The sequence below is a fragment of the Oryzomicrobium terrae genome (assembly GCF_008274805.1).
GTDB lineage: Bacteria > Pseudomonadota > Gammaproteobacteria > Burkholderiales > Rhodocyclaceae > Oryzomicrobium > Oryzomicrobium terrae.
This window is the reverse complement of record NZ_CP022579.1, coordinates 1,423,343-1,442,053: the sequence shown is the minus strand read 5'-3', so window position 1 is coordinate 1,442,053 and position 18,711 is coordinate 1,423,343. Positions and strand designations below refer to the sequence as shown.

The following is an 18,711-nucleotide window of genomic DNA, read 5'->3' as shown; positions in this document are numbered from 1 at the left end:
CGACGAGGCCGCCGGGATCAGCTACCCCCTCATCGAACCGATCAAAATAATTCTGCGTTTGAGTCGCAGCCTTACCCGGCGTTTTCTGCTCCCTGTCGGCTTCGAACCGATCAAAGTAGTTAGCCATCCTTTTCCCCAAGAATCCCTGCCACAAGGCGGCCAGTCTCTAGAGGAATGAGGGAGGAAGCACACCCTACAGGGGGAAGGCGCGACTACCGGAATGAACGCACCTCGTGCCAATCGTCTCAGCCTTTGATCAAATTTGATCAAAGGCTTGAAGTACTACTACAATGGGCGCACATAGAAGACTGGCCGACGGCGGGCTACCATCCAAGTGGGATTCGTCCCCGCCTGCCCGACGCCATCCCCCCTACCTTTCCCCCCGCACATGCACACCTCGTTCTCCATCCTGATCGACGGTGGCTTCGTCAAGCGCAAGTTGGGCTCTCGCGCCGAGCCAATGAAGGCATCAGACTTGGTGCGATTGGTAGATCAGGTCTGCGCTTCTCCATATTTAAGGGACCACCAGCTTCACCGCGTCTACTACTACGACGCATCGCCACTGACCGAGGCTGTTGATAAACCGTTGCAGGGCGGAAAGTTGAACTTTGGTGCTCAGGCTATCGTCCAGCGAAGCCGGCAGCTTTTTACAGAGTTGGCCCGCATACCCTTCTTTTCCCTACGGCTTGGCGAGTTGGCGTTCCGAGGCTGGGACATTGGCTCACAGGCCCTCAAGGTAGACGCCCCTGAAGTTTCGATCACCAGCGACAACCTGCGCCCAAATATTGAGCAAAAGGGGGTTGATATGCGGATCGGCCTTGATATTGCGGCGCTTACCCTCAAGCACCACATCAAGGTGATCGTGCTCGTCACGGGTGATAGCGACTTCATCCCCGCTATGAAGTTTGCGCGACGTGAGGGAGCCCAGTTGTTCCTTGTGCCTCTTGGTCATGGAATCCGCGAAGGCATGTACGAGCATGCCGACGTTGTCATCGACATCAACCCAGCCCTTCCTAGGGCCAGCCAGCAGTCTGCGCTGCCGGCTGGCCTCCCTGCCTAAATCAAGTCGCCCTGCTGGCCCCGTAGGCCATCCGCTGGGCCAGGCGCTGGTTACAGGCCGAGGCCAGTTCCTTGTTGCTGGGCATCATCCCGTTGGGCTCCAGCAGCCGGCGCGGAAGCTCTTCCATCGAGACGACCATATCCCGGTTGCCGATGGTCATGGCCCAGGGCTTAGCGCTCCCCTCCCGATCAGGCATCCCCAGGCCGAACCGCCACCGGCCTTGGCGGCTGGCGTCGTCACCCCGAAGCAGGGCCTCGAACACCGTACAGGCCGCCACCGCCGCAACCTCGGCGGACCGGTCATAGGCCTGACGGATGCGCTCGGCGCCGGCGGCCCGGCCCTGGGCATCCTCCCGCCCCAGCACCTCCCCTTGGCCGGATCACCAGGCCGGGCATGGGGTAAGAGTCAGGGTGAGAAAGAGTGTGATGAACAGGATGGTGCGCATGGGAAGCCCCGCGTTATTGGTAAGTGGGGGCAAGGATGTGCGACTAGCGCACAGAATTCGCGTAGTTAAACCGCGGTTTTTTACCGATCATTTTTTCTGGATGAGCGCAAAAAGCCGCTCAGGGCGGGCTGAATTGCCTTGGCTGACAGGCCGGTGGATGACCGTTCATGGCGGCTCCATTACAATTCGCGCCACAGAGGAGATGGGCTATGACAAGAGTTGTATCGTTGTTTTCCGGGTGTGGAGGGTCTGACGCAGGGGTGATAGCTGCTGGTTTTGAAGTTGTGATGGCTAATGACCTCCTTCCCTATGCTCGAGACGTGTACCTCGCCAATCACCCTGAAACGGATTACCAAGTCAAAGACGTGACCAAGGTCGAGGCCTTCCCCGCAGCGGAGTTGTTAGTAGGGTGCTACCCCTGCCAGGGGTTTAGCCAAGGCGGGTTGCGGGACCCGTCGCGCAAAATTAATACCCTGTATCTGGAATTTGCCAGAGCCTTGCGGGCCATTCGACCCAAGGCCTTCATTGTCGAAAACGTCTCGGGCATGGTGCGCAAGAATTTTGCGCATCTCCTGCAAGATCAGTTCAAGGTGTTTCAGGAAGCGGGATACCGTGTCAAGGCGCAGGTGCTGAATGCCGTCGATTACGGCGTGGCCCAAGAGCGCAAGCGTATCTTCATCGTTGGCTTGCGTGATGATCTAGGGGTGGAATATGAGTTTCCAGAGCCTACCCATGGGGAAGGGCGTGGAGCGGCCCATCTCACCATTCGCGACGCCATCGGTGACCTGCCCGAATGGCCGGAAGGTGAGTTCTATGCTCGCGACTTCCATTGGTACTATCTGAGCCGAGACCGGCGCCGTGACTGGGGTGAGGCTTCAAAAACGATTGTGGCCAACCCTCGGCACATGCCCCTTCACCCGATGAGCCCGCCGCTCAAAAAGCTGGAACATAACGTTTGGCGATTTGAGACGGACGCCCCGGCTCGGCGATTTAGCTACCGTGAGGCGGCACGGCTACAAGGCTTTGCTCGTAACTTTATATTCCCGGACACCGAGCGCAGCAGCCTAGACATGCGCTATAAGGTTGCCGGGAACGCCGTCCCTCCACCGCTGTTCGAGGCAGTAGCTCGGGCGCTTCCCGCGGTGTGGGACTAAGCTGCGGCAAGGGCTCTAATATCGTCCAGAAGTGGGAGCTCAGGGAAGTCGTCAAGCAGGTCATACTGCGTCGAGAGTCTGAGCAGACGAAGACGGTCGACAATGATCGCCTCGCCTATATCGGATTTATAGGCCCAGTCACCATCTGCATGGCGCAAGTCTAGCGGCATAAAGTAATAGGTTGCCCAGCGGTGCATCACCGGGAAGTGCCGGAAATGCTTGGAAGGTGATGCCTCAAGATGCTTAAACGACCAATCCTCCTTTGAGCAACCGCATTGGGCAAAGGCCATCGGCATTCCGTCGCGGACGTCGGCCATGGGATGCCAGGCCACGATGTCGATTCCTCCGTCTCCCGTATCGTTTGCTTTGAAGTCTCGTTCCTTGAAGTTGGCAGTGCAGCGAATATCGCTTGCCAGCTTTGTCATTTTCTCGAAAAGCGTGCCCTGGTAGTGCGCAGCTTCTCCCCCACTCGCCCAGGTTGGGTAGACCGTGCTTCCAGTTGGCATCAGCTTGCAGAAAACTAAATGACATGCTTGCTCAAAGAATCGGCCAAGTTCTGCACGCCGATTTCGCGGCGCGTGACGCATTAGCGATGCGAGCAGTAACTTCAGGTAGGCCTCATTCTCTGCCGTTAGGTCAGCAATTAACTCCAGCGTGTCGCCATCATCTGAAACCCTGTAAGGGTAGGCTGCGCCGAACTCGCTGGAACGCGTCGCGGCAAAAATTGCAATGTCGCGCCACCGGGTTTCCTCATCAGCTGTACGGTTGATCGCCGTGTCGCGGTTTCGTCGGAGCAGGGTAGAAAGGTCGCCTCGCGAATAGCAGTGGTCCGGATGAACCAATGCATGCAGCTCCACAAAGTCTGCCCAGAAAAGGGGATCTGCCGCTGACGGTGGAGTTTCCATGGCCAGCAGCATTTCAGTCCTCCAGCTTATCGCGCAAGTAACCCCTGATCATTCTTGTGTCGTCAGCAAGCTTTTCGGACAGTTCGAGGTGCTGCATGGTTAATGGATTGGTTGTGGGGAGCATGTTCCATATCGTTTGGATATGCGCTCCTGGGCTTGGGTAAATGCAGTAATGAGGGCTTGCTGAGGGCCTTCGCTGTATAGATAGGCCTCGCTCAGCCTAGAAGTTTTTTCAAGAATCTCAATGGCTGCATCGCTGCTGACGATTTCGGACAGTTTATCGATGTTCCGAGACTCGCCGACGATCGTCCTTCCCTGCTGATCACGTGGGAACATCCAGCTGAAGACTCGTTTCAGGTTATCTATTTTGAGGTCCGGCATGTCGATGTCGGTCCTACCTTCAAGCCCGAGCCAGTCGGTAATCTTTCGATAGTTGAGCGCAGTGGTCAGGTACGAAAACTCGACATCCTTCGCCGTCATTGGGAGATGGAAAAAATTTTGATTATCGGCGGCGATATAAAGCCCCAGTGCTGTCAGTAGCTGGCCGACATAATCAGATCGGCTGCCAATGTCCTTCGCTAGGGACTTCAATTGAGTGGAGTGATCGAGGTCTGCGTAGAACTCTTGACGAATACTCGCCAAGTACTTGGCTTTCGATAGTGAATCCCACTCTTTAATGCCAGTGATGTGCCGATAACCCAAGTAGCGCATCACATCTCGGCGCGTAGGGTATTCGATGCATGGAAGTACGGTTGGTGGCACTACTTCGGCTTCATCGCGCAGTTGTTCGACACTTGTTTTGCGACGGGGAGGTGGTTCTAGTTCTCTGTTGAGCAGCTTGACAGCAGCCAGGCGACGGTTGCCTTCAACTACAATGAGAATTCCATGTTCGCGGGTCACCAGCAGGGGCTCGCCTTCGAAATAGCCCTTTTGACCAATCGAAGCAATTAGATCCTGAACTCCTTCGTCATCAAGCATCTCTTCGATGACATCTTCGTCACTGGGATTTTGGCTAAGCCGATAAAAACGAGGGTTCTGGGGATCAAAGGAAAGTTCCTTTGACGCTATCCGCTTAACAACAGGTGGCTTGGTCATCATAAGTTCCAATGGGCCTGATCGAAATTGTGAGCAATTTTACCCGGCGTGATGATGTATAGATCGCTAGCGTCTTCTTGATCGAAGAGCCTTCCGCCACTCCCACGGCCGCACAGGATCAGGCTCTGCCCACAGCCCCGCCCGGGCGCCCCGAGCCTCGTCCTGCACCTGATACAACGACCGATCAGTGACATACCGGTCATAGACCCATGCCATCCCCCTGCGGACCTGCACGACGTTCGCATCCACGCCGGCGCAGATCACCCGGGCCACGGTGCGCCCGTAGCGGTCCTTGGCCTGTGGGACGATCTCGGCATCCTTGCCGAAACACATGTCAGAGAGCGACTCCTTCGCCCGGGCGCCGAAAGGCTGCTTCTTCTCGGGGGCATCAATTTCAGCAAGGCGGACCTTTACGCGTTCATCGCCTAGGCACAGGGCTGTGAGGGTATCCCCGTCGGTGACTCCAACTATACGGCAGAAAATGCCAGCATTAGCGCACAAGGGCATCACCGCGAACATACCGAAAGCCAACGCTGCCGGATGAAACGGAACAAGCCGCATCAAGACCCCTTGTAGTGTTTCCCCTGCAAGCCTTGGCTGCCCAGAATGGGGCAAACCATTCTGTGAGGTAGCATCATGCGTGGGATCAAGCCTGGGTGCAAAAAATTTGCTGATGGTGGAGTTACGGGCCCCGGCCTCGGCTTCCCCGTTCTTCGTGGCGGTCCCATCCGTGGCCCGGGCTCCGGTACGTCAGACTCCATCAAGGCCGTGGTCCCGGAAGGCAGCTTCATCATGCCTGCCGACTCCACGAAGCAACTCGGCGAGGAGACCCTGGCCGAACTGGGCCGAGGTTTCAAGCCCGGCGTACCTGTGCATCTCAGCAACGGAGAGTACCAGTTTCCCCCGGAAGAGGTCTATGCCGCTGGGGTTAAGGCGCTCACCAAGCTGAAGGATGCAACCCATACTCCCACCACCCAAGGCGTAGCCGCTGGCTTCAAGCCCGGCATGTTCTTCGCCGACGGCGGGGTAACGCTCCGCGGGAGCAACCCGGGCTCCCTGCTTCCTTCCGAACGCGATGTCCCGACCCCCAAGTCCCTGGGTGATCTGTTCAATGAGATGACCCCATCCGGCCGCGCCGATAATGCCCTTGCGAAATCTCGGGAAGGCCTGGATACCTCGGGTGAGACTTCGGCCCCCTCTGCGCCTGTGGGGGGCAGCGCACCGGCTGCTGCCTCCGCGCCATCCACTGCCTCCCCGTCGGCCAGCTTGCCCACTGCGCCTTCCCCCAGCGCCCCCCCGAGCGCCCTTGCCCTTCCCGACGGGTTCAAAGCGCGTGATATGGGCGGAGGCATCACCAAGGTCACCGGCGGATCCTCTCCGCTATATACCAACACGGACCCGGGCCAAGCCGTTGAGCAGATGAAAGGGCTTGGGGCAAAGCCTTGGCAGACTCAGACTTTGGGCACCCAGCCGGCCCCGTCCATCCCCCAGGGCACCCCGGGCGATGCGCCGGCGCCTGGCATGCCGGCAGCCTCCGGCCCTGGGCTTGGTGCTCCGGTCGTTGGGAGCGGGTTCAACATGCGCGCCGACAACGAGGCCCGGGCACAACAGAACGCCATTCGTGAATCGGCGATCGGCGGCGGGGCACGGGGGTTTAGTGCCACCCATGGCCCGGCGGCGACATTCAACGTCCAAGCCGAATACGATGCACTGAAGAAAGCCCAGGACTGGGCCAACTTCGGCACGGAAAGCATCATGAACCGCTCCGCCCGCGACCCCAACGGATTGGCCGCCCGGGCCGAGCGCAATCACGGGTTCGACCATCGCCTCGGCTTCCTCCAGCACGCCATGGTCCAGGGCCAAGGGGCGTTCAACCAGACAGATGCCACAGCGGCCGCGGCGCAAGTGCGCAATGCTGAATTGGCACTTCGCTATTCCCAGGCCAATGCCACCAACGCCCTGCATCGCGACGAACTGGATCTCAAGAGAGCGGCACAAGGATTCCAGACCCGGGCCGCACTACGCCAGGAAGCCCTTTCCCAGAAGTACGAGGCCGCCACAACGCCGGAGGAACGCGCTGCCATCGCGCAGCAGATCCGCGACCTGTCTGGGAAGCAGGACCACGCCAACCGGTTCACCGTGGTACCTGGTGGCCAGGAGATTGATCCGACCAGCAATCAGCTGGTGACCAGGCCGGCTCGGGTGCTCAACAATCAGACGGGGAAGTTCGTTGAACAAGGGAAAGATTTCTCGCGTTCTCCCCCACCGCCGGCAGCGATCGAAGCCCTCAAGAAGAACCCAAGTTTGGCAGCTGAATTTGATCAAAAATATGGCGATGGAGCATCATCACTTCACCTACGAGGATGATCATCGAATTGGTCAAAGTAGTTAGGCCTTTTCTGCGTAGGTGGAGCATCCTTCAAGAATTCGTCCACTGTCACTGCCTTCGCACCTGGTGAAGCGGGGTCTTCGTACAGTCGCCGGCACGCTGCCCCGATCATGAGTGCAGCCCGCTCACTCCGGGTGTCGGCCGCTTTCTTCGCCGTGCACTCGGCGCCACTCTTGAACCCGAACCAATCCCCCCGTCCTGAGCCCAGGCCTACGGTCTGGAACCCACCTGGGAACTTGGCAGTGCACGTCTGCACGATGGCGTTTGCAGCCACGTCGTTGGCTACGCCTGGGAGCTTGTCTAGGAGGCAGGTGGCGTAGTTGCCGCCGGCCATTGCTGGGGCTGCAACGAAGAGCAGCAGCAGGGACGTGTGTGAGATTTTGGTGCTCATGCCTACCCCGTACTCAGAAGGCATGAAATCTACCACATCACTCCGTCGTAATCGTCTGACGTTGGCCTCATTTTCCGGAGGGAACAGCCCGAAAGCTAACAGGGGCAATGCTCTTTAACCGGATCGACTTCACAGCGAGAAAATCCTGTATTTAGTCAAGACTTGGGCAGCATGCACTACATGTAGTAGATTCATCACTGAACTGACACTACGACTCGCAATAAAAAATCCCCACCTCAGCTCCGCTGTGATGGGGATCGTAGTGTTCGTTCAAAGTCCCAGCTAAGGGGAGGCCCTCGCAAAGCACACCCTGGCTGGTTTTTCTATAGGGCGATTCTCCACGTTTCACGACACTAGAGTCAACATACTAGTTGCTAGCGTAGTGAAAAATGGTCGCCTATCTGAGGAAGATCACGCATGAACTTTGTTGATGCACCACCGGTTGTCATCCCCATCCCCCCTTCCTACAGCGCGTGGGAAGGAGGCCCCAATGGATAACTACACCCTTCTCCTCATCTTCTTGATCATCCTGGCGACAGGCCGAATGATAAGGTGAGATAAGAAGCCCGCCCCGTGCGGGCTTTTTTGTGGCCCCCGTAGCGATCAGGCGGCCACGCTGGCGTTGTAGCCGGTGCCCGCCGAGGCGTGCACGTTGTTGAACAGGCTCGCGGTGATCGTTGCCAGAACCTGGGCCTCGGACAGCAGCGACTTGATCCGTTGCTCCACCAAGGACAGCTCTGCTGCCTGATTCTTTGCTGCCGCTTCCAGGCCGGTGGAAACGTTGAATTGGCTGACCTTGGCGGCCAGCTCCTGGGCGGAAATCCGGCTGTTGTAGAACTGCGATGCGGACGAGATCAGCTTGGATTGAGCGTCGTAGCCGATGTTCACCAGCCGGCCGGCCATGTCAGGGCCTGAGGCCAGGGCCTTGATGTACTCCATGGCGCTGGTCATGGCCATCTGCCGGCAGTTGAGCAACTTCTCAACGGCGAACTTCATCTGCTCGACCGACATGATGGCGATCTTCCGGCTGCTCTCGGCGATCCCATCCTGGGCTTTCTGCTGGATCTGCAGCACGGCCGTGGCGGCGGCTCCCGGGGGAAGCGGATAGCGCCTGGCGGCGAAGCTGCCCAGCACCTCCTCGGTCGCTCGGGTGGCATCGGCCAGGATGCGGCCCCGGTCGTCTTCGAGCATCTGCTGCTGCACGGCCAGGGGTACCCCGGCGTTCGGGTTTGCGACCGCAGCCTCAAGCCAAGATTGCACCGCCGTGTAGTCGGCGCTGTCGTTGGGGAAATAGCTGGCCTGGAATGCCGTGTATTTATCGGACAGCAGGGCTACCAGTTCCAGATATTGGGTCTTGTACTCCCCATAGATTCCGCTGGTGTCCACGGTGCTCGGGATGTTCACCGCGGGCTCGTTCAGGGTCGGGGCCCCAACCGTCCCGGCAGAGACCGTGGGCGTCCCTACGGTATCGAGGTATCCGCCGGCGCCATTGATGGCGGCCATCTTGTCCATGTAGACGTTGCCGACCACGGACCCGGAATTCCAGGCGGTCTCGATGACGCTCTTGAGGGCCCCCGACGTGAAGGCGCTGGCCGGGTTGGCGTCGATGCCCGCAGGCAGGGGGATGGTAACGGTAGGAATCAAGGTACTCATTTAGCTCTCCTAGCACCACGTCTCGCCGGGAACCGTGGTGTATTGGTCGGTGACGGGGTGCCAGGACACCCAGAAGCGATTCTTTTTGTCGCGTGCCGGTTCGGCAGGCAGGGAGACAAGATGGCCATTCAGGGTCACCACATCCCGGTGGGCAAGCAGCACTACGTTGTTGCTGGCCATCAGGGTGGGCTTTGTGGTTGGCTCGTTTGCCCAAACCACGCCTTCGTTCTCGTGCAGGACCCAGCCGTAACCAAGGCTCGTGGCGGTCCACCAGGTTGTGGCCACCTCCCCCCACCTATCAACATGCTCAGCAACCTTCTCGTTGTTTCTCAGGATGCGAATCGTGCGCGATGCCCGTCGCTCGTAATTGACGGTCCAGCTCAGGTCCGGGAGGCGCTTAATCCAGGTCGTGGCCCCGGCAGCCGATACCACCCACTCGCACGTATGGTCTTGGTCGAAATTCGTTGTCTGCGTCGAGTCTCCTTCAACGGCATCGATCAACTCGCAGGTCATGACCTGTAGGTTGTTGGCGGCGTCGTACCCGGCAAAAACGGGATAGCGCCTGGTGCGTTGCCCAACATCGAGCAGGATCTGCTTGGGGGTTACTGGCGACACGTAGCCGGCCTTGTATCGGTAGCTTCCATCCGGCTGCCGCACACCTCCTCCCCCCGTCCACATCAACGAAACATAGGCGTTGTAGTTCGTATCCCAATACGCGCTGGGCAACCAGGTGTTGGCGTAGTACCCAATGCAGAGCCCAGGCGCCCAACTTTTCGTATCGGAGTAATCGGCGGCAGAGGAAACCGTTCTCACCGTGGCTGTTGGGAGTTCCGTTCGTGATCCTCCGGCAAAGGTCACCTCCCAGATTCCAAAGGCCTCCTGGGACATGCGCACGTCCAGGGATGGACCCGGCATTGGATTGGTGGGTATCCCGAAGAGGATGACGCACGCCTTCTTGCCGTCAGGGGACGAGGTCACATGCCAGGTGCAGTACCGATTAAGGGAGTCGGTCCAGCGCGAGAAGGGCAAGGAAACGTTGAGGATTCCCTCCCCTTCCGGGTAATTCGCCCTCGGCCGCGTCCTTTCGGCCCGGATGTTGAGTGAGATCGCCCCACTGGTCACGGAACTTAGGTCGGTTGTCCCGGTATAGGCATTAACGGTAATGCTGAACCGCTCACCGTCTTCCGCTTCATATGGCTGCGTGTTGTTGAGCCGAAGACCAGATGGGAGGTCATACGACCGCATTTCGCCGAACAGGACAGCATAGGGCTTCACGGAGCGGCCTGGCACGGTCCCAGGGGCCGGCAGCGCCTGCCCATCCTTGGAGAGCTTGGCCAAGTAGGTGTAGGGCAGCGAGATGTGCTGGAGATTCGGGAATGCGAAGGTGCTCCCGTCATCGGTAACGATATCCAGCCCGCTCACATTCGAAAGCCGGCTGCTGATCTTCCCGTGCATGGTAGTACCCGCATAGAAGGTGCCACCATCCAGAATTCCGGGAAAATAGAAATTGTTGTCTCTCCCCCCGGGGTGCCACATTTCCGCCACGTCCTGGCCTTCATAGGTGATCACCTTGGCGTACTTGGCTCGCTCAACACCGGTAATACTGGTTGTTTTCGACTGCCAGAAATCCAGGACGCCATCTGCCACCACAAGCCGTTTAACCGTGCTCGATCTGGTCGAAGTCGGAGCCTGCGGCGTGGGTGAGTAGTTGCCTCCCAAATACAGGGCCCAGGAGTAGAAGAAGCACAGCATGCTTTCGACGGCCGCCTCGATGCGCTCGTGGACGATGCTGATCGCCCCGCCCCGCGTCTTAATCAGGGTTGTGGAGCCGTCGGCGTTGATTCGCTGAATCGTCCTGAACCCGGTTGTGTCGATCGGCGCAAGCATCGACCGCTCTTCGGCCTTGTTGATCCCCCCGAATCGGGATGGAAACAGGTCGTCCCAGGACATCAGATCCTCCGCGACAACGGGATGGCCGTCAGCTCCAGCCGATCCAGTTCGAAATCTGCGCCGCCCGGGTTGATCAGTTCGAATTTCAGGTAATTGGCCCGTAGGCCGCGCCCAGTATCGACCCGCTGGCTTCGGGTAAAGGCATCGGTGCGCCGGGTCTTGTAGGTGTACTGGTCTGCTCCGTTGACCGTGATCCGCAACGCCACGTCACCGGTGGCCTGTACCCCCAGATACGCCGTGGCAAGGCTCTTGAGCCGAGATGTGCCGAAGTCGGAAGACCCGAAGTCCACCACCGCCTCGATGGCGGCCCCTGCGTCGGTATCGCCCTCCAGCAGGTGGACCCCGTCACCGGTGGCCCCGTAGCACTTCCCGAGGATATTGGCGAAGCTGTTCAAGCGGAATTTGTCGTACCTGGCGGTCGCTCCCGTCTCCAGCGCAAAGGCCCAGGTCGTGACGGGATCTCCGCCGACAGCCGCAGCGCTATCGAACACGGAGGTGATCAGGGTCCGCATTCCGCCCTGCTCCCGCACCACTGACGCCCCATAGCCGGCGCCACCCGTAATCACGTTGGCCTCCTGCACGTTCTTGGCGAGGCCGTCCTGGGATCCGATCACCATGCCCCTGGGCGAGTACCACCACACGTCGTTGCTGTTCGGCATGGTGCAGCCAGTGCCTAGCACGGCCCCGTAGGGCAATACCGGCATCATCTCTGCCTGGGCGATATCGGCCCCCTGCAGCCACCATGTGGTGTCGCCGGCCGCCACGTAGACCCCGTTTTGGCAGGGTTCCATGAGCGTGATGTCCGCGTCGAACGGGATGTAGCCCTTGGTCGGGTCGAGCAGGCCACGGTGGTAGGGCTCGGTGTAGTAGAGCATGGCCCCCCGGGCCACCAGCACCCGACCGTTGTACCCACGGATGATCTGTCCGCCAGGCAGCGTAGCGCGTTGCCAGGAGGTAGGCGCCCGGGAGAGCGCCGGCAAGTCGCGCAGTTCGAAGACCGGCATCAGCACGGAGACCAGCAGCGAGGCAGCCAAGTAGAACTGGGCGCCGTTCGGTTCGGTCATGAAGATGTTGAGCACTGCTGCCTCGGGCGGGGCAACGGTGCTCAGGCCGGTGAGCTGGATGGCGTCTCCGGCCTGAACATCAAGGGCTACAGGGTAGGTGCCCGGGGATTCGGCGCCGTCGGCCTCGGCCCAGGCCACCATGAAGCGGTATTGCCCAGCCGGGATGCTTCCACCACCAGGAACCCGAAGGGGGACGGGTGCTGTCGAGGGGGCATCAAGCCAGTTGGCCCGATCCTGCCCGGCCGCGGTGACGCGCCGCACCCGGTCCCCGTCCGTCCACACCACGTCGTCGTTGATGCGGGCGTAGGACAATCGAGCGCTGGCCAGCCCGGTGAACAACGGGGTCAGCGCCAGGGTCAGCGGGTCGATCCGGTGTAGGGTGTCCGCGTCCGCCACGAATGCGGCTTGCTCATCGCCCCAAAGGGAATGCGCCCCGGGCAGAGGGGTTATCAGGCCAAACCCGGCCCGGCGTTTCAGCGTACCGGCGGCCGTGATATCCACGTTCACCGCATCTGCCAAGAACGCCCCCTCCTCGCCCACGAGTTGCGTTGCCGGCAGGCGGTTGTTGATGCCCTTGAAGGGGCCGAGCTTGATGGGGTCGATCACACCCAGAACCCTTGTACGTGCTGCGGGACATCCTCCCGGGTGCTGCGCCGCAAGTCCGCATCCGGGCGTAGGCCGAAATAGTCCGTAAAGGCCGACTCGGCCACGGCGGCGCGCTTCCCGTCGAAGATATCGGCATCGGGAATGCTGAATGCCCGGAACAGCACCCACTGAACCAGGTGCAGGTGGTGGATGGCGTTGATCTCGGGCTCGTCGTCCTTGGCCTCCAGGTCGTCCAGCTGGGTGCGGAATCCCTCCAACAGCAACGTTCCGGGCGCGCTAGGCGTCGGCACCAGGCGCAACGCTCGGTCCTTCTGGATGGCGTAGATGGGCGTCCCGGAAGCGTCGCGCCAGTCACGCACATTGGCGTCCAGCCATTCGGAGGACACCAGGGAAACAGGCCGCCGCACCGGTTCACCGGCCAACTTGAAGCCGCTATGGGTGATCTCGTACAGCGCCGGGTGGTGCTTGTACGTGCCCTTTCCTACGCTGACCGAGATGTTGCACACGCTGGTGTTGCTGTTCTCGTGGATCAGCCGGGCGCGGATGCACGCCTCCCGCTGGGCCTCGTTCAGGAAGCCCCGCACCTCGTCATCGCTGACGAAGAACGGGGCCACCTGGTCCTTAGCCTCAAGCCGGTAGCGGGCGATCAGCTCGGCCAGGGTCATACGACACCGAATTGATCGATCATCTGCTTGACCTGGGTTTGCAGAGCCCCAGCGCTCTTGCGCTTATCCAGGTCCTGACGGTAGTTCACCTTGGCGAACTCGACCAGGGCCGCCTTGTCCATGCGATCCACCTGGTCGTAAAGGGCCTGGATTTCTTCCAGCTCTCGGGATTTCTGGGTCTGCTCGCCCTTGGCCTGGGCCAGCACCTGGGCGGTGTCGCCAGAGTCCTCCCCGTCTCCTGCAGGCTCAAACAGGTCGGAGTGCTTGAGAAGTTTCCGAGCCAGTTCGGGCGGGATACGCCGTACCTGCCGGGGAAAGAAAACCAAGCCGGAGTTGTAAACACGATCGAACCACTCGTCGCGCTTGCCGATATAGCGCACGGCGTCCAAGCCGTCGGGCTCGCCTTGAGCCTTGACGGTTCCGGTCACCATGGGGAGCTTGGTCAGGGCTTGGGCCACCGCCTCGTCGGCGTCCGGGATGTCCTTGAGCGCATGGACGGTGGCGCGGAACAGGTAGTCCTTGGTCTTCTGCTCGACCGGCAGGTCAGCATAGGGAACGCAGCAGGGGTGCAGTTTCTTCTCCGGGTCCTTCTCGGGCCCGTACTGCCAGCCATCGGCCAACTTCTGAGCCAGCCAGGATTCATGGGACTGCTCGGGCGTAGCGTCGGGGTTGGCGATGTGCATGTCCACGCCGGCCAGGGCGGAATTCTTCTGCCACTCGGGCGCATCGTCCCAGGTGGGTTGGGAGGCGTCGCCCAGGGAAGCGCAGTAGGCGGCGTTGATGGTGTGGGCGATCGCGGCGATCAGTGCGCGTTTCATGGGCTCCAGCTCCGGTATTGGGTATGAAGGGATAGGCCGACCGAGGCCGGCCTATCTGTCGGTGAGGCGCCGGTTAGCGAGCGCCGGTCAGCTCGCCGGTGACCAGGGCCTTGATGTCGCTGGCCTTGGCGTTGGCCGCGCCGGCAATGGTCAGGGTCAGGGTGGCCGCCTTCGGCAGAACCACCAGCTTGGAACCGGTGGCGCGCTTGCGTCCGGCGGCGGCCAGGTCGATCCCGGCGCCGAAGTAGGACGCATCCTGCGGCACGCCGGCATCGTCCACGCCGTCGGCGTACTTGAAGCCCAGGGATCCGGTCACGCTGGCGGTCATGGGCGTGGTGACGAACAAACTGGCGTCCTCCAGGCGCATGCCCGGGGGAAGCAACCCAAGCTCCACCACGGTGCCAACAGCCAGGGGGGTGGCATTGTCGGCGTTGAGCGCGCCGCCGTTGGCGGCAGTCGCCAGGGCAAAGCTCAGGGAGGTGACGTTGCCGAAGGGGGAGAAGCCGCCGAACTGGCGGCTCTGGTACTGATTCACTTTGACGGTAGCCATGTTGGCCTCCTAGAAAGACTTCGAATTCGGGGGGGGGTCAGCGAGATAGCGCAGGGGCCGGAATGAACCGGCCCCTTCTCTTAATTGCGGGCGCCGATGATGGGTACCGTGGTATCCAGCACGGTGACGCCGTAATCGGTGATTTCCTTGCCCATGCCCGTATCCACTTCAAAGCGGACCTTCGACACGCCCCGGATAGAGCCGATCAGCAGCTCCACCTTATCGCCGTGGTCCAGTTCCTTCTCGGACCAGAAGAAGGGAATGCCCGACTTGTCGGACGCCGCCAGCGCTTCGGCAATCGCCTGGCCGCCAAGGATGATCGAGCGGTCGATTGCGAACTTGTCCGTGAAGCTGGCCGGCACCCGAACCTGGGATTCCGTTTCGTTATCCAGGTTGGGGCAATAGTTGATCGGATCACCGGCGTAAAAGCGGATGGGCTTGGGCATCTTGATCAGCAGGAACCCGTTCCACAGACCGGCCTCGCCCAGGAACAGGGGATGCTGGTTGGCCTGGTTGGCCCGGGCCATGGCAGACGCCTGGAACTGGCGGAATGCCGGATCGGCGGCGAACTTGTTGTACTGGGCCGGGGACAACAGCCACACGCGCAGAGGCGAATCCGTGGCGGCCTTGTCACCCTCGAACTGCACGATGGGCGGGGGGAGCGGGATCTGATCGAGAACCGTCCGCATGGAATCCACCGTGTCCATCTTGAAGAAGTCGGAGGACGTGATATCCAGTTCCCCAGCGTTGTCCACCACTTTCCCCACACCGGAGCCGTCAGCGACGAAATGCCGGTTGCGGGTCGGCGCTTTGACGCGGTTCACCATGATCTCGGCAAAATCGGGGTCAGCCGCGGTCGGAACAACCCACTCGATGTTGTTGTGAAATCCGCGGTCACCGGCCATGTGCACCAGCAGGGTCTGGTCAACATAGCGGTCCATCAGATCCTGCGCAGCAGGGCGCCCCAGCTTGCGGAACTCCACCGGACTGCGGATGGAGCTCATGGCGTCTCCCAGGTCCAGCGGGAAGCGGGCCTGATTGACGTGCAGGCGGTCCTGGGTGATCGACATGCCAGTGCCACGGCCTTCGGCGTACTTCGAGCCCATGATGGGCTTGGCGCCGATGGGGTTCAGCAGGTGGAAGGTCACCTCGTCGCCCTTGCCCTTGCTCAAGTCCTGGCAGCGGACGATGGGCATGTGCTGGGTGGTCTGCTTGCGCAGCGTGGCCTCGGCGCCGGCGGTGCCGGCCGGCATCTTGCCGGTCAGGCGGTTGAGCACCGAGTTGCGCTGCATGTGGGTAGCGAACAGGCCAACGGCCTGTTGGACCATATTGGTCTTATCGCCATAGGCGGCGTAAGTCTTGGCGGCAGTCATGCTGCGTTCCTCTCAATTAAATATTGCGGTTCAGGTAGCGCTCGATCTGCTCCGGGGTCATATTCGCGCCGACTATGGCATCGAGCATTCCCGGTCCAGTCATCCCCGCCAGCTGTTCGTCCAGCGTCATCGCCGAGGGCCTGCCGCCCGGAAAATCCGAGAGGCTGGCGGGCACCTTGCTAGGGGCGCTGTTGATGGCGGCCTTGGCCGCGGCTTTCACGTCCTCCGGGGTAGGCATCTGTGCCGGGGGCGTTTGTGCCGGGGCCGCTTGAGTTGCGCCCGTGGCCTGTTTGAAGCGGTCGAACAACTCGATGACCTGCTGGGCGGTGCCCTTTTCGAGCACTGCCTTGCAGGCATCGGCGACAAAGGACGGCTGGTCACCAATCCACTTGGCCAGCTCCTGGCTTTCCACCAGTGACTCGGCATCGGGGTGCTTGGCGTAAATCGCTTCGATGTGGGCTTGGGTGGCGTCCTGTGCCTGCTTGCTCTGGATCGGCTCAAGGGCCTTTCCCACATGGGCTGCGACCTGCTGGGCAACCAGCGTCTGGATGCCATTCGCCAGCGATTCCTCGGAGAAATCCCCGAAGATGGCCGGATCGAACCCCTGATCAATTGCGGCCTGGGCCGCTGCGACCTGGTTGTCGACCTGGGTCGGCGCCTGACCGGCCTCGGCGCGCTGCTGGGCCAGTGCCTGCAAATCTGCAAGCTGGGCCTGTGCCGCTTCCGCTTTGGCTCTCCAGTCCTGTGCCGCCTGGCGGGCTTCCACCAACTTCTCGAAGTCGATGGTGTGCTTGCCGTCCTTGGCGAGAATCACGGTGTTATCCGGGGTCAGCTCCGGCGCGCCGGTAGTGGCGGGCGCTTGCTGGCCGGGGGCCGTAGATTCGCTGTTCGATGCGTTCGGTTGGGCCGTGTCGCTGTTGGCTTGTGTCCCTGCTTCGGCCGCGGCGCCGGGCTGCGCCACGCTTTCCGGCGACGGTGCGCCGGTATCGCCCTGCATGCCCATCTCAAGGAGTTGGGCCGCCAGTTCCGGGGTCATTACGCCGTCATGCGACTGGATGAACTCGTTTTGTTGGTTGGTGATCGTCATGCCTGTTGTCCCGCCACATATCGCCGTGGCCGCTGGGGTCATCAGCAAGCGGATTGCTCCGCGCATCGCCTGGCGCCGTCGCGCTTGGCTTGCGTTGCAGTGTGGGATTCAGGGGGGCGAAAAAAGAAACCCTACAGGGGGGAACCTGTAGGGCCTAGGGTGTTGCTGGTGCGCTTATCGACTACCAGATCGCCTCGGGTGGTATTGCCGCTAAAGCGTTACAAGCGAGCGTGTTCAAAGATCAGAGATTCAGCGATCACGCACTGTTGACGGTCGATTACGATCGGGGCTTGTGAGTAATTGTCGATCTAGGCATAGGTCACCTCTCGGCCAGAAGCGATCTCTGGGAGGCTGGGAAGCTGTTGTCGCTTCTCGCACATGGGGAAGCCCGAACGCTCAGTGTCAGCCAGAGTGTGACGCCCGTCGCCGACCCCAGCCGTAACGATCACAGTAAGCGTGCGAGTTCAGATACCGGCCCATCAGCGAGATTCGGTTGAATGGACTAGTCTCCGGCAGTCGAAGTCGGAACTCTCGCCCACAACTTCGCCATGCTCCGGGTCTGGTTTACACTCGTCCTTATCTAAAAGCCACTTACACGGATGGAGCCGACATATGAGCGTTGCAGCAGCAGGTTTCGGAAAAGCAATTCAAGTTGCTGAGGAAAGTGCCAGGGAACTGTTGCCCGGGCTATCCGATTTGAAGTTGGAGGGCGTAGTCATTTCGGGTAAAGACTACGAAGTAACCCTTAGCTATTATATTTCCGGTCAAAGTCCACTTGAGCTTTCCCAGCGCAGCAAGAAGGAAACCCTAGGCTTGCTTGCGGCAATGATGACTTCACGACGAGAGTACAAAGTGTTCCTGGTTGATAAAAACACTTTCGCCTTCCGCGGATTCAGAGCCTACAAAGAATGACGAAGGCCAAACGTCGGGAATGTCAGCGATTATTGATTGACACCAACCTTTGGCTTGTCATGATAATCGGCGCCGTTGAAGAGGGTAAGTACATCGCCAAATCGAAGCGCTTGGGATCGTATTCTCTTAAGGACTACGACAAACTATGGAAAATCTTTGATTTATATGATGAGGTTTGGATCACTCCCTATATTGCTGCCGAAGTTTCGAATTTAATTGACTTGCATGGAGAGGCCGGCGTCAAGGCATATGGTATTGCCAAGGAGGTTTTTTCTATGCTCAAGCAAGTCGATTCGTCGATCGCTAAGGACTGTGAGAACGACTTCTACATTGATTTCGGCCTGACCGATGGCTCAATCATCCAGCTTTCGGAGAAATTTGACGTTCTTACAAATGACAAAAGAATGCTCGGGCCGCTTTATAAAGTTGGTGGGGAAAACGTAATCCCTTACCTTCCAGTCAGCTCGCTCTCAAGGTGAGGTCCATGTGTCCTAGCGAACTCTCGGTGCCGAGCGCGCCCTGAGGCCATTGCGCTAAGCGACCACATTTCGACGACGAGCGGACGGCGTCCTCGTCCACTCGGTGACTCCGAGC

At 60.2% G+C, this 18,711-nt stretch carries 17 protein-coding genes and 1 pseudogene; 6 read left to right on the top strand and 12 right to left on the bottom strand.

What is annotated here, in order from left to right:
* Nucleotides 1-388: 388 nt before the first annotated feature.
* Nucleotides 389-1,060 carry an NYN domain-containing protein gene (locus tag OTERR_RS06715; RefSeq protein ID WP_149425231.1) on the top strand — a complete coding sequence of 224 codons (672 nt, stop codon included), beginning with the start codon at nt 389-391 and terminating at the stop codon, nt 1,058-1,060.
* Between the two features lies 1 nt (nt 1,061).
* On the opposite strand, the gene OTERR_RS06710 is transcribed toward OTERR_RS06715, so the two are convergent.
* Complete coding sequence (locus OTERR_RS06710) at nt 1,062-1,424, bottom strand: hypothetical protein (RefSeq protein ID WP_149425230.1); 363 nt, start codon at nt 1,422-1,424, stop codon at nt 1,062-1,064.
* A gap of 248 nt (nt 1,425-1,672) precedes the next feature.
* On the opposite strand from OTERR_RS06710, the gene OTERR_RS06705 reads away from it, so the two are divergent.
* Nucleotides 1,673-2,659: a DNA cytosine methyltransferase gene (locus OTERR_RS06705; protein ID WP_342780116.1), complete on the top strand. Its 987-nt coding sequence runs from the start codon at nt 1,673-1,675 to the stop codon at nt 2,657-2,659.
* Here OTERR_RS06705 and OTERR_RS06700 read toward each other — a convergent pair.
* From OTERR_RS06700 to OTERR_RS06690, 3 genes are all read right to left on the bottom strand, one after another.
* Entirely contained in the window at nt 2,656-3,576 is a 921-nt protein-coding gene (locus tag OTERR_RS06700) for a hypothetical protein (RefSeq protein ID WP_149425228.1), read from the bottom strand. The genes OTERR_RS06705 and OTERR_RS06700 overlap by 4 nt on opposite strands.
* Before the next feature lie 87 nt (nt 3,577-3,663).
* Nucleotides 3,664-4,659 carry a ParB N-terminal domain-containing protein gene (locus tag OTERR_RS06695; RefSeq protein WP_223116014.1) on the bottom strand — a complete coding sequence of 332 codons (996 nt, stop codon included), beginning with the start codon at nt 4,657-4,659 and terminating at the stop codon, nt 3,664-3,666.
* Between the two features lie 66 nt (nt 4,660-4,725).
* Nucleotides 4,726-5,220, bottom strand: a complete 495-nt coding sequence (locus OTERR_RS06690; RefSeq protein WP_149425227.1) for a thermonuclease family protein — start codon at nt 5,218-5,220, stop codon at nt 4,726-4,728.
* A 231-nt stretch (nt 5,221-5,451) separates the two neighbouring features.
* Here OTERR_RS06690 and OTERR_RS06685 point away from each other — a divergent pair, with 231 nt between their 5' ends.
* A complete protein-coding gene (locus tag OTERR_RS06685) occupies nt 5,452-7,026 on the top strand; it encodes a hypothetical protein (RefSeq protein WP_149425226.1) in 1,575 nt (524 codons plus the stop codon).
* 1,016 nt (nt 7,027-8,042) lie between these two features.
* On the opposite strand, the gene OTERR_RS06675 is transcribed toward OTERR_RS06685, so the two are convergent.
* The 8 genes from OTERR_RS06675 to OTERR_RS06640 all read right to left on the bottom strand — a co-directional run bounded on the left by OTERR_RS06675 (nt 8,043) and on the right by OTERR_RS06640 (nt 17,205).
* Nucleotides 8,043-9,092, bottom strand: a complete 1,050-nt coding sequence (locus OTERR_RS06675; protein ID WP_149425225.1) for a hypothetical protein — start codon at nt 9,090-9,092, stop codon at nt 8,043-8,045.
* 9 nt (nt 9,093-9,101) lie between these two features.
* Entirely contained in the window at nt 9,102-11,042 is a 1,941-nt protein-coding gene (locus tag OTERR_RS06670) for a hypothetical protein (RefSeq protein ID WP_149425224.1), read from the bottom strand.
* Nucleotides 11,042-12,712, bottom strand: a complete 1,671-nt coding sequence (locus OTERR_RS06665) for a hypothetical protein (protein WP_149425223.1) — start codon at nt 12,710-12,712, stop codon at nt 11,042-11,044. Before OTERR_RS06665 ends, OTERR_RS06670 begins: the two co-directional genes overlap by 1 nt.
* Nucleotides 12,709-13,377 (bottom strand): phage adaptor protein, encoded by a 669-nt coding sequence (locus OTERR_RS06660; protein ID WP_149425222.1) that lies wholly within the window; start codon nt 13,375-13,377, stop codon nt 12,709-12,711. The genes OTERR_RS06665 and OTERR_RS06660 overlap by 4 nt, the downstream gene beginning before the upstream one ends.
* A complete protein-coding gene (locus OTERR_RS06655; protein ID WP_149425221.1) occupies nt 13,374-14,195 on the bottom strand; it encodes a RyR domain-containing protein in 822 nt (273 codons plus the stop codon). Before OTERR_RS06655 ends, OTERR_RS06660 begins: the two co-directional genes overlap by 4 nt.
* A 73-nt stretch (nt 14,196-14,268) precedes the next feature.
* The gene (locus OTERR_RS06650; protein WP_149425220.1) at nt 14,269-14,745 is read right to left on the bottom strand and encodes a hypothetical protein; all 477 of its coding nucleotides are present in this window, start codon (nt 14,743-14,745) and stop codon (nt 14,269-14,271) included.
* Nucleotides 14,746-14,825: 80 nt separating this feature from the next.
* A complete protein-coding gene (locus OTERR_RS06645) occupies nt 14,826-16,118 on the bottom strand; it encodes a phage capsid family protein (RefSeq protein ID WP_149425219.1) in 1,293 nt (430 codons plus the stop codon).
* A gap of 16 nt (nt 16,119-16,134) precedes the next feature.
* On the bottom strand, nt 16,135-17,205 hold the full coding sequence (locus OTERR_RS06640; protein WP_149425218.1) for a hypothetical protein: 1,071 nt from the start codon (nt 17,203-17,205) through the stop codon (nt 16,135-16,137).
* A 167-nt stretch (nt 17,206-17,372) separates the two neighbouring features.
* Here OTERR_RS06640 and OTERR_RS16325 point away from each other — a divergent pair.
* The 3 genes and pseudogenes from OTERR_RS16325 to OTERR_RS06625 form a co-directional block, all read left to right on the top strand.
* Nucleotides 17,373-17,501: pseudogene (locus OTERR_RS16325) on the top strand (exodeoxyribonuclease III); the annotation flags it as partial.
* Between the two features lie 316 nt (nt 17,502-17,817).
* Nucleotides 17,818-18,117 carry a hypothetical protein gene (locus OTERR_RS06630; protein WP_149425217.1) on the top strand — a complete coding sequence of 100 codons (300 nt, stop codon included), beginning with the start codon at nt 17,818-17,820 and terminating at the stop codon, nt 18,115-18,117.
* Nucleotides 18,114-18,596, top strand: a complete 483-nt coding sequence (locus tag OTERR_RS06625) for a PIN domain-containing protein (RefSeq protein ID WP_149425216.1) — start codon at nt 18,114-18,116, stop codon at nt 18,594-18,596. The genes OTERR_RS06630 and OTERR_RS06625 overlap by 4 nt, the downstream gene beginning before the upstream one ends.
* Nucleotides 18,597-18,711 lie beyond the last annotated feature (115 nt).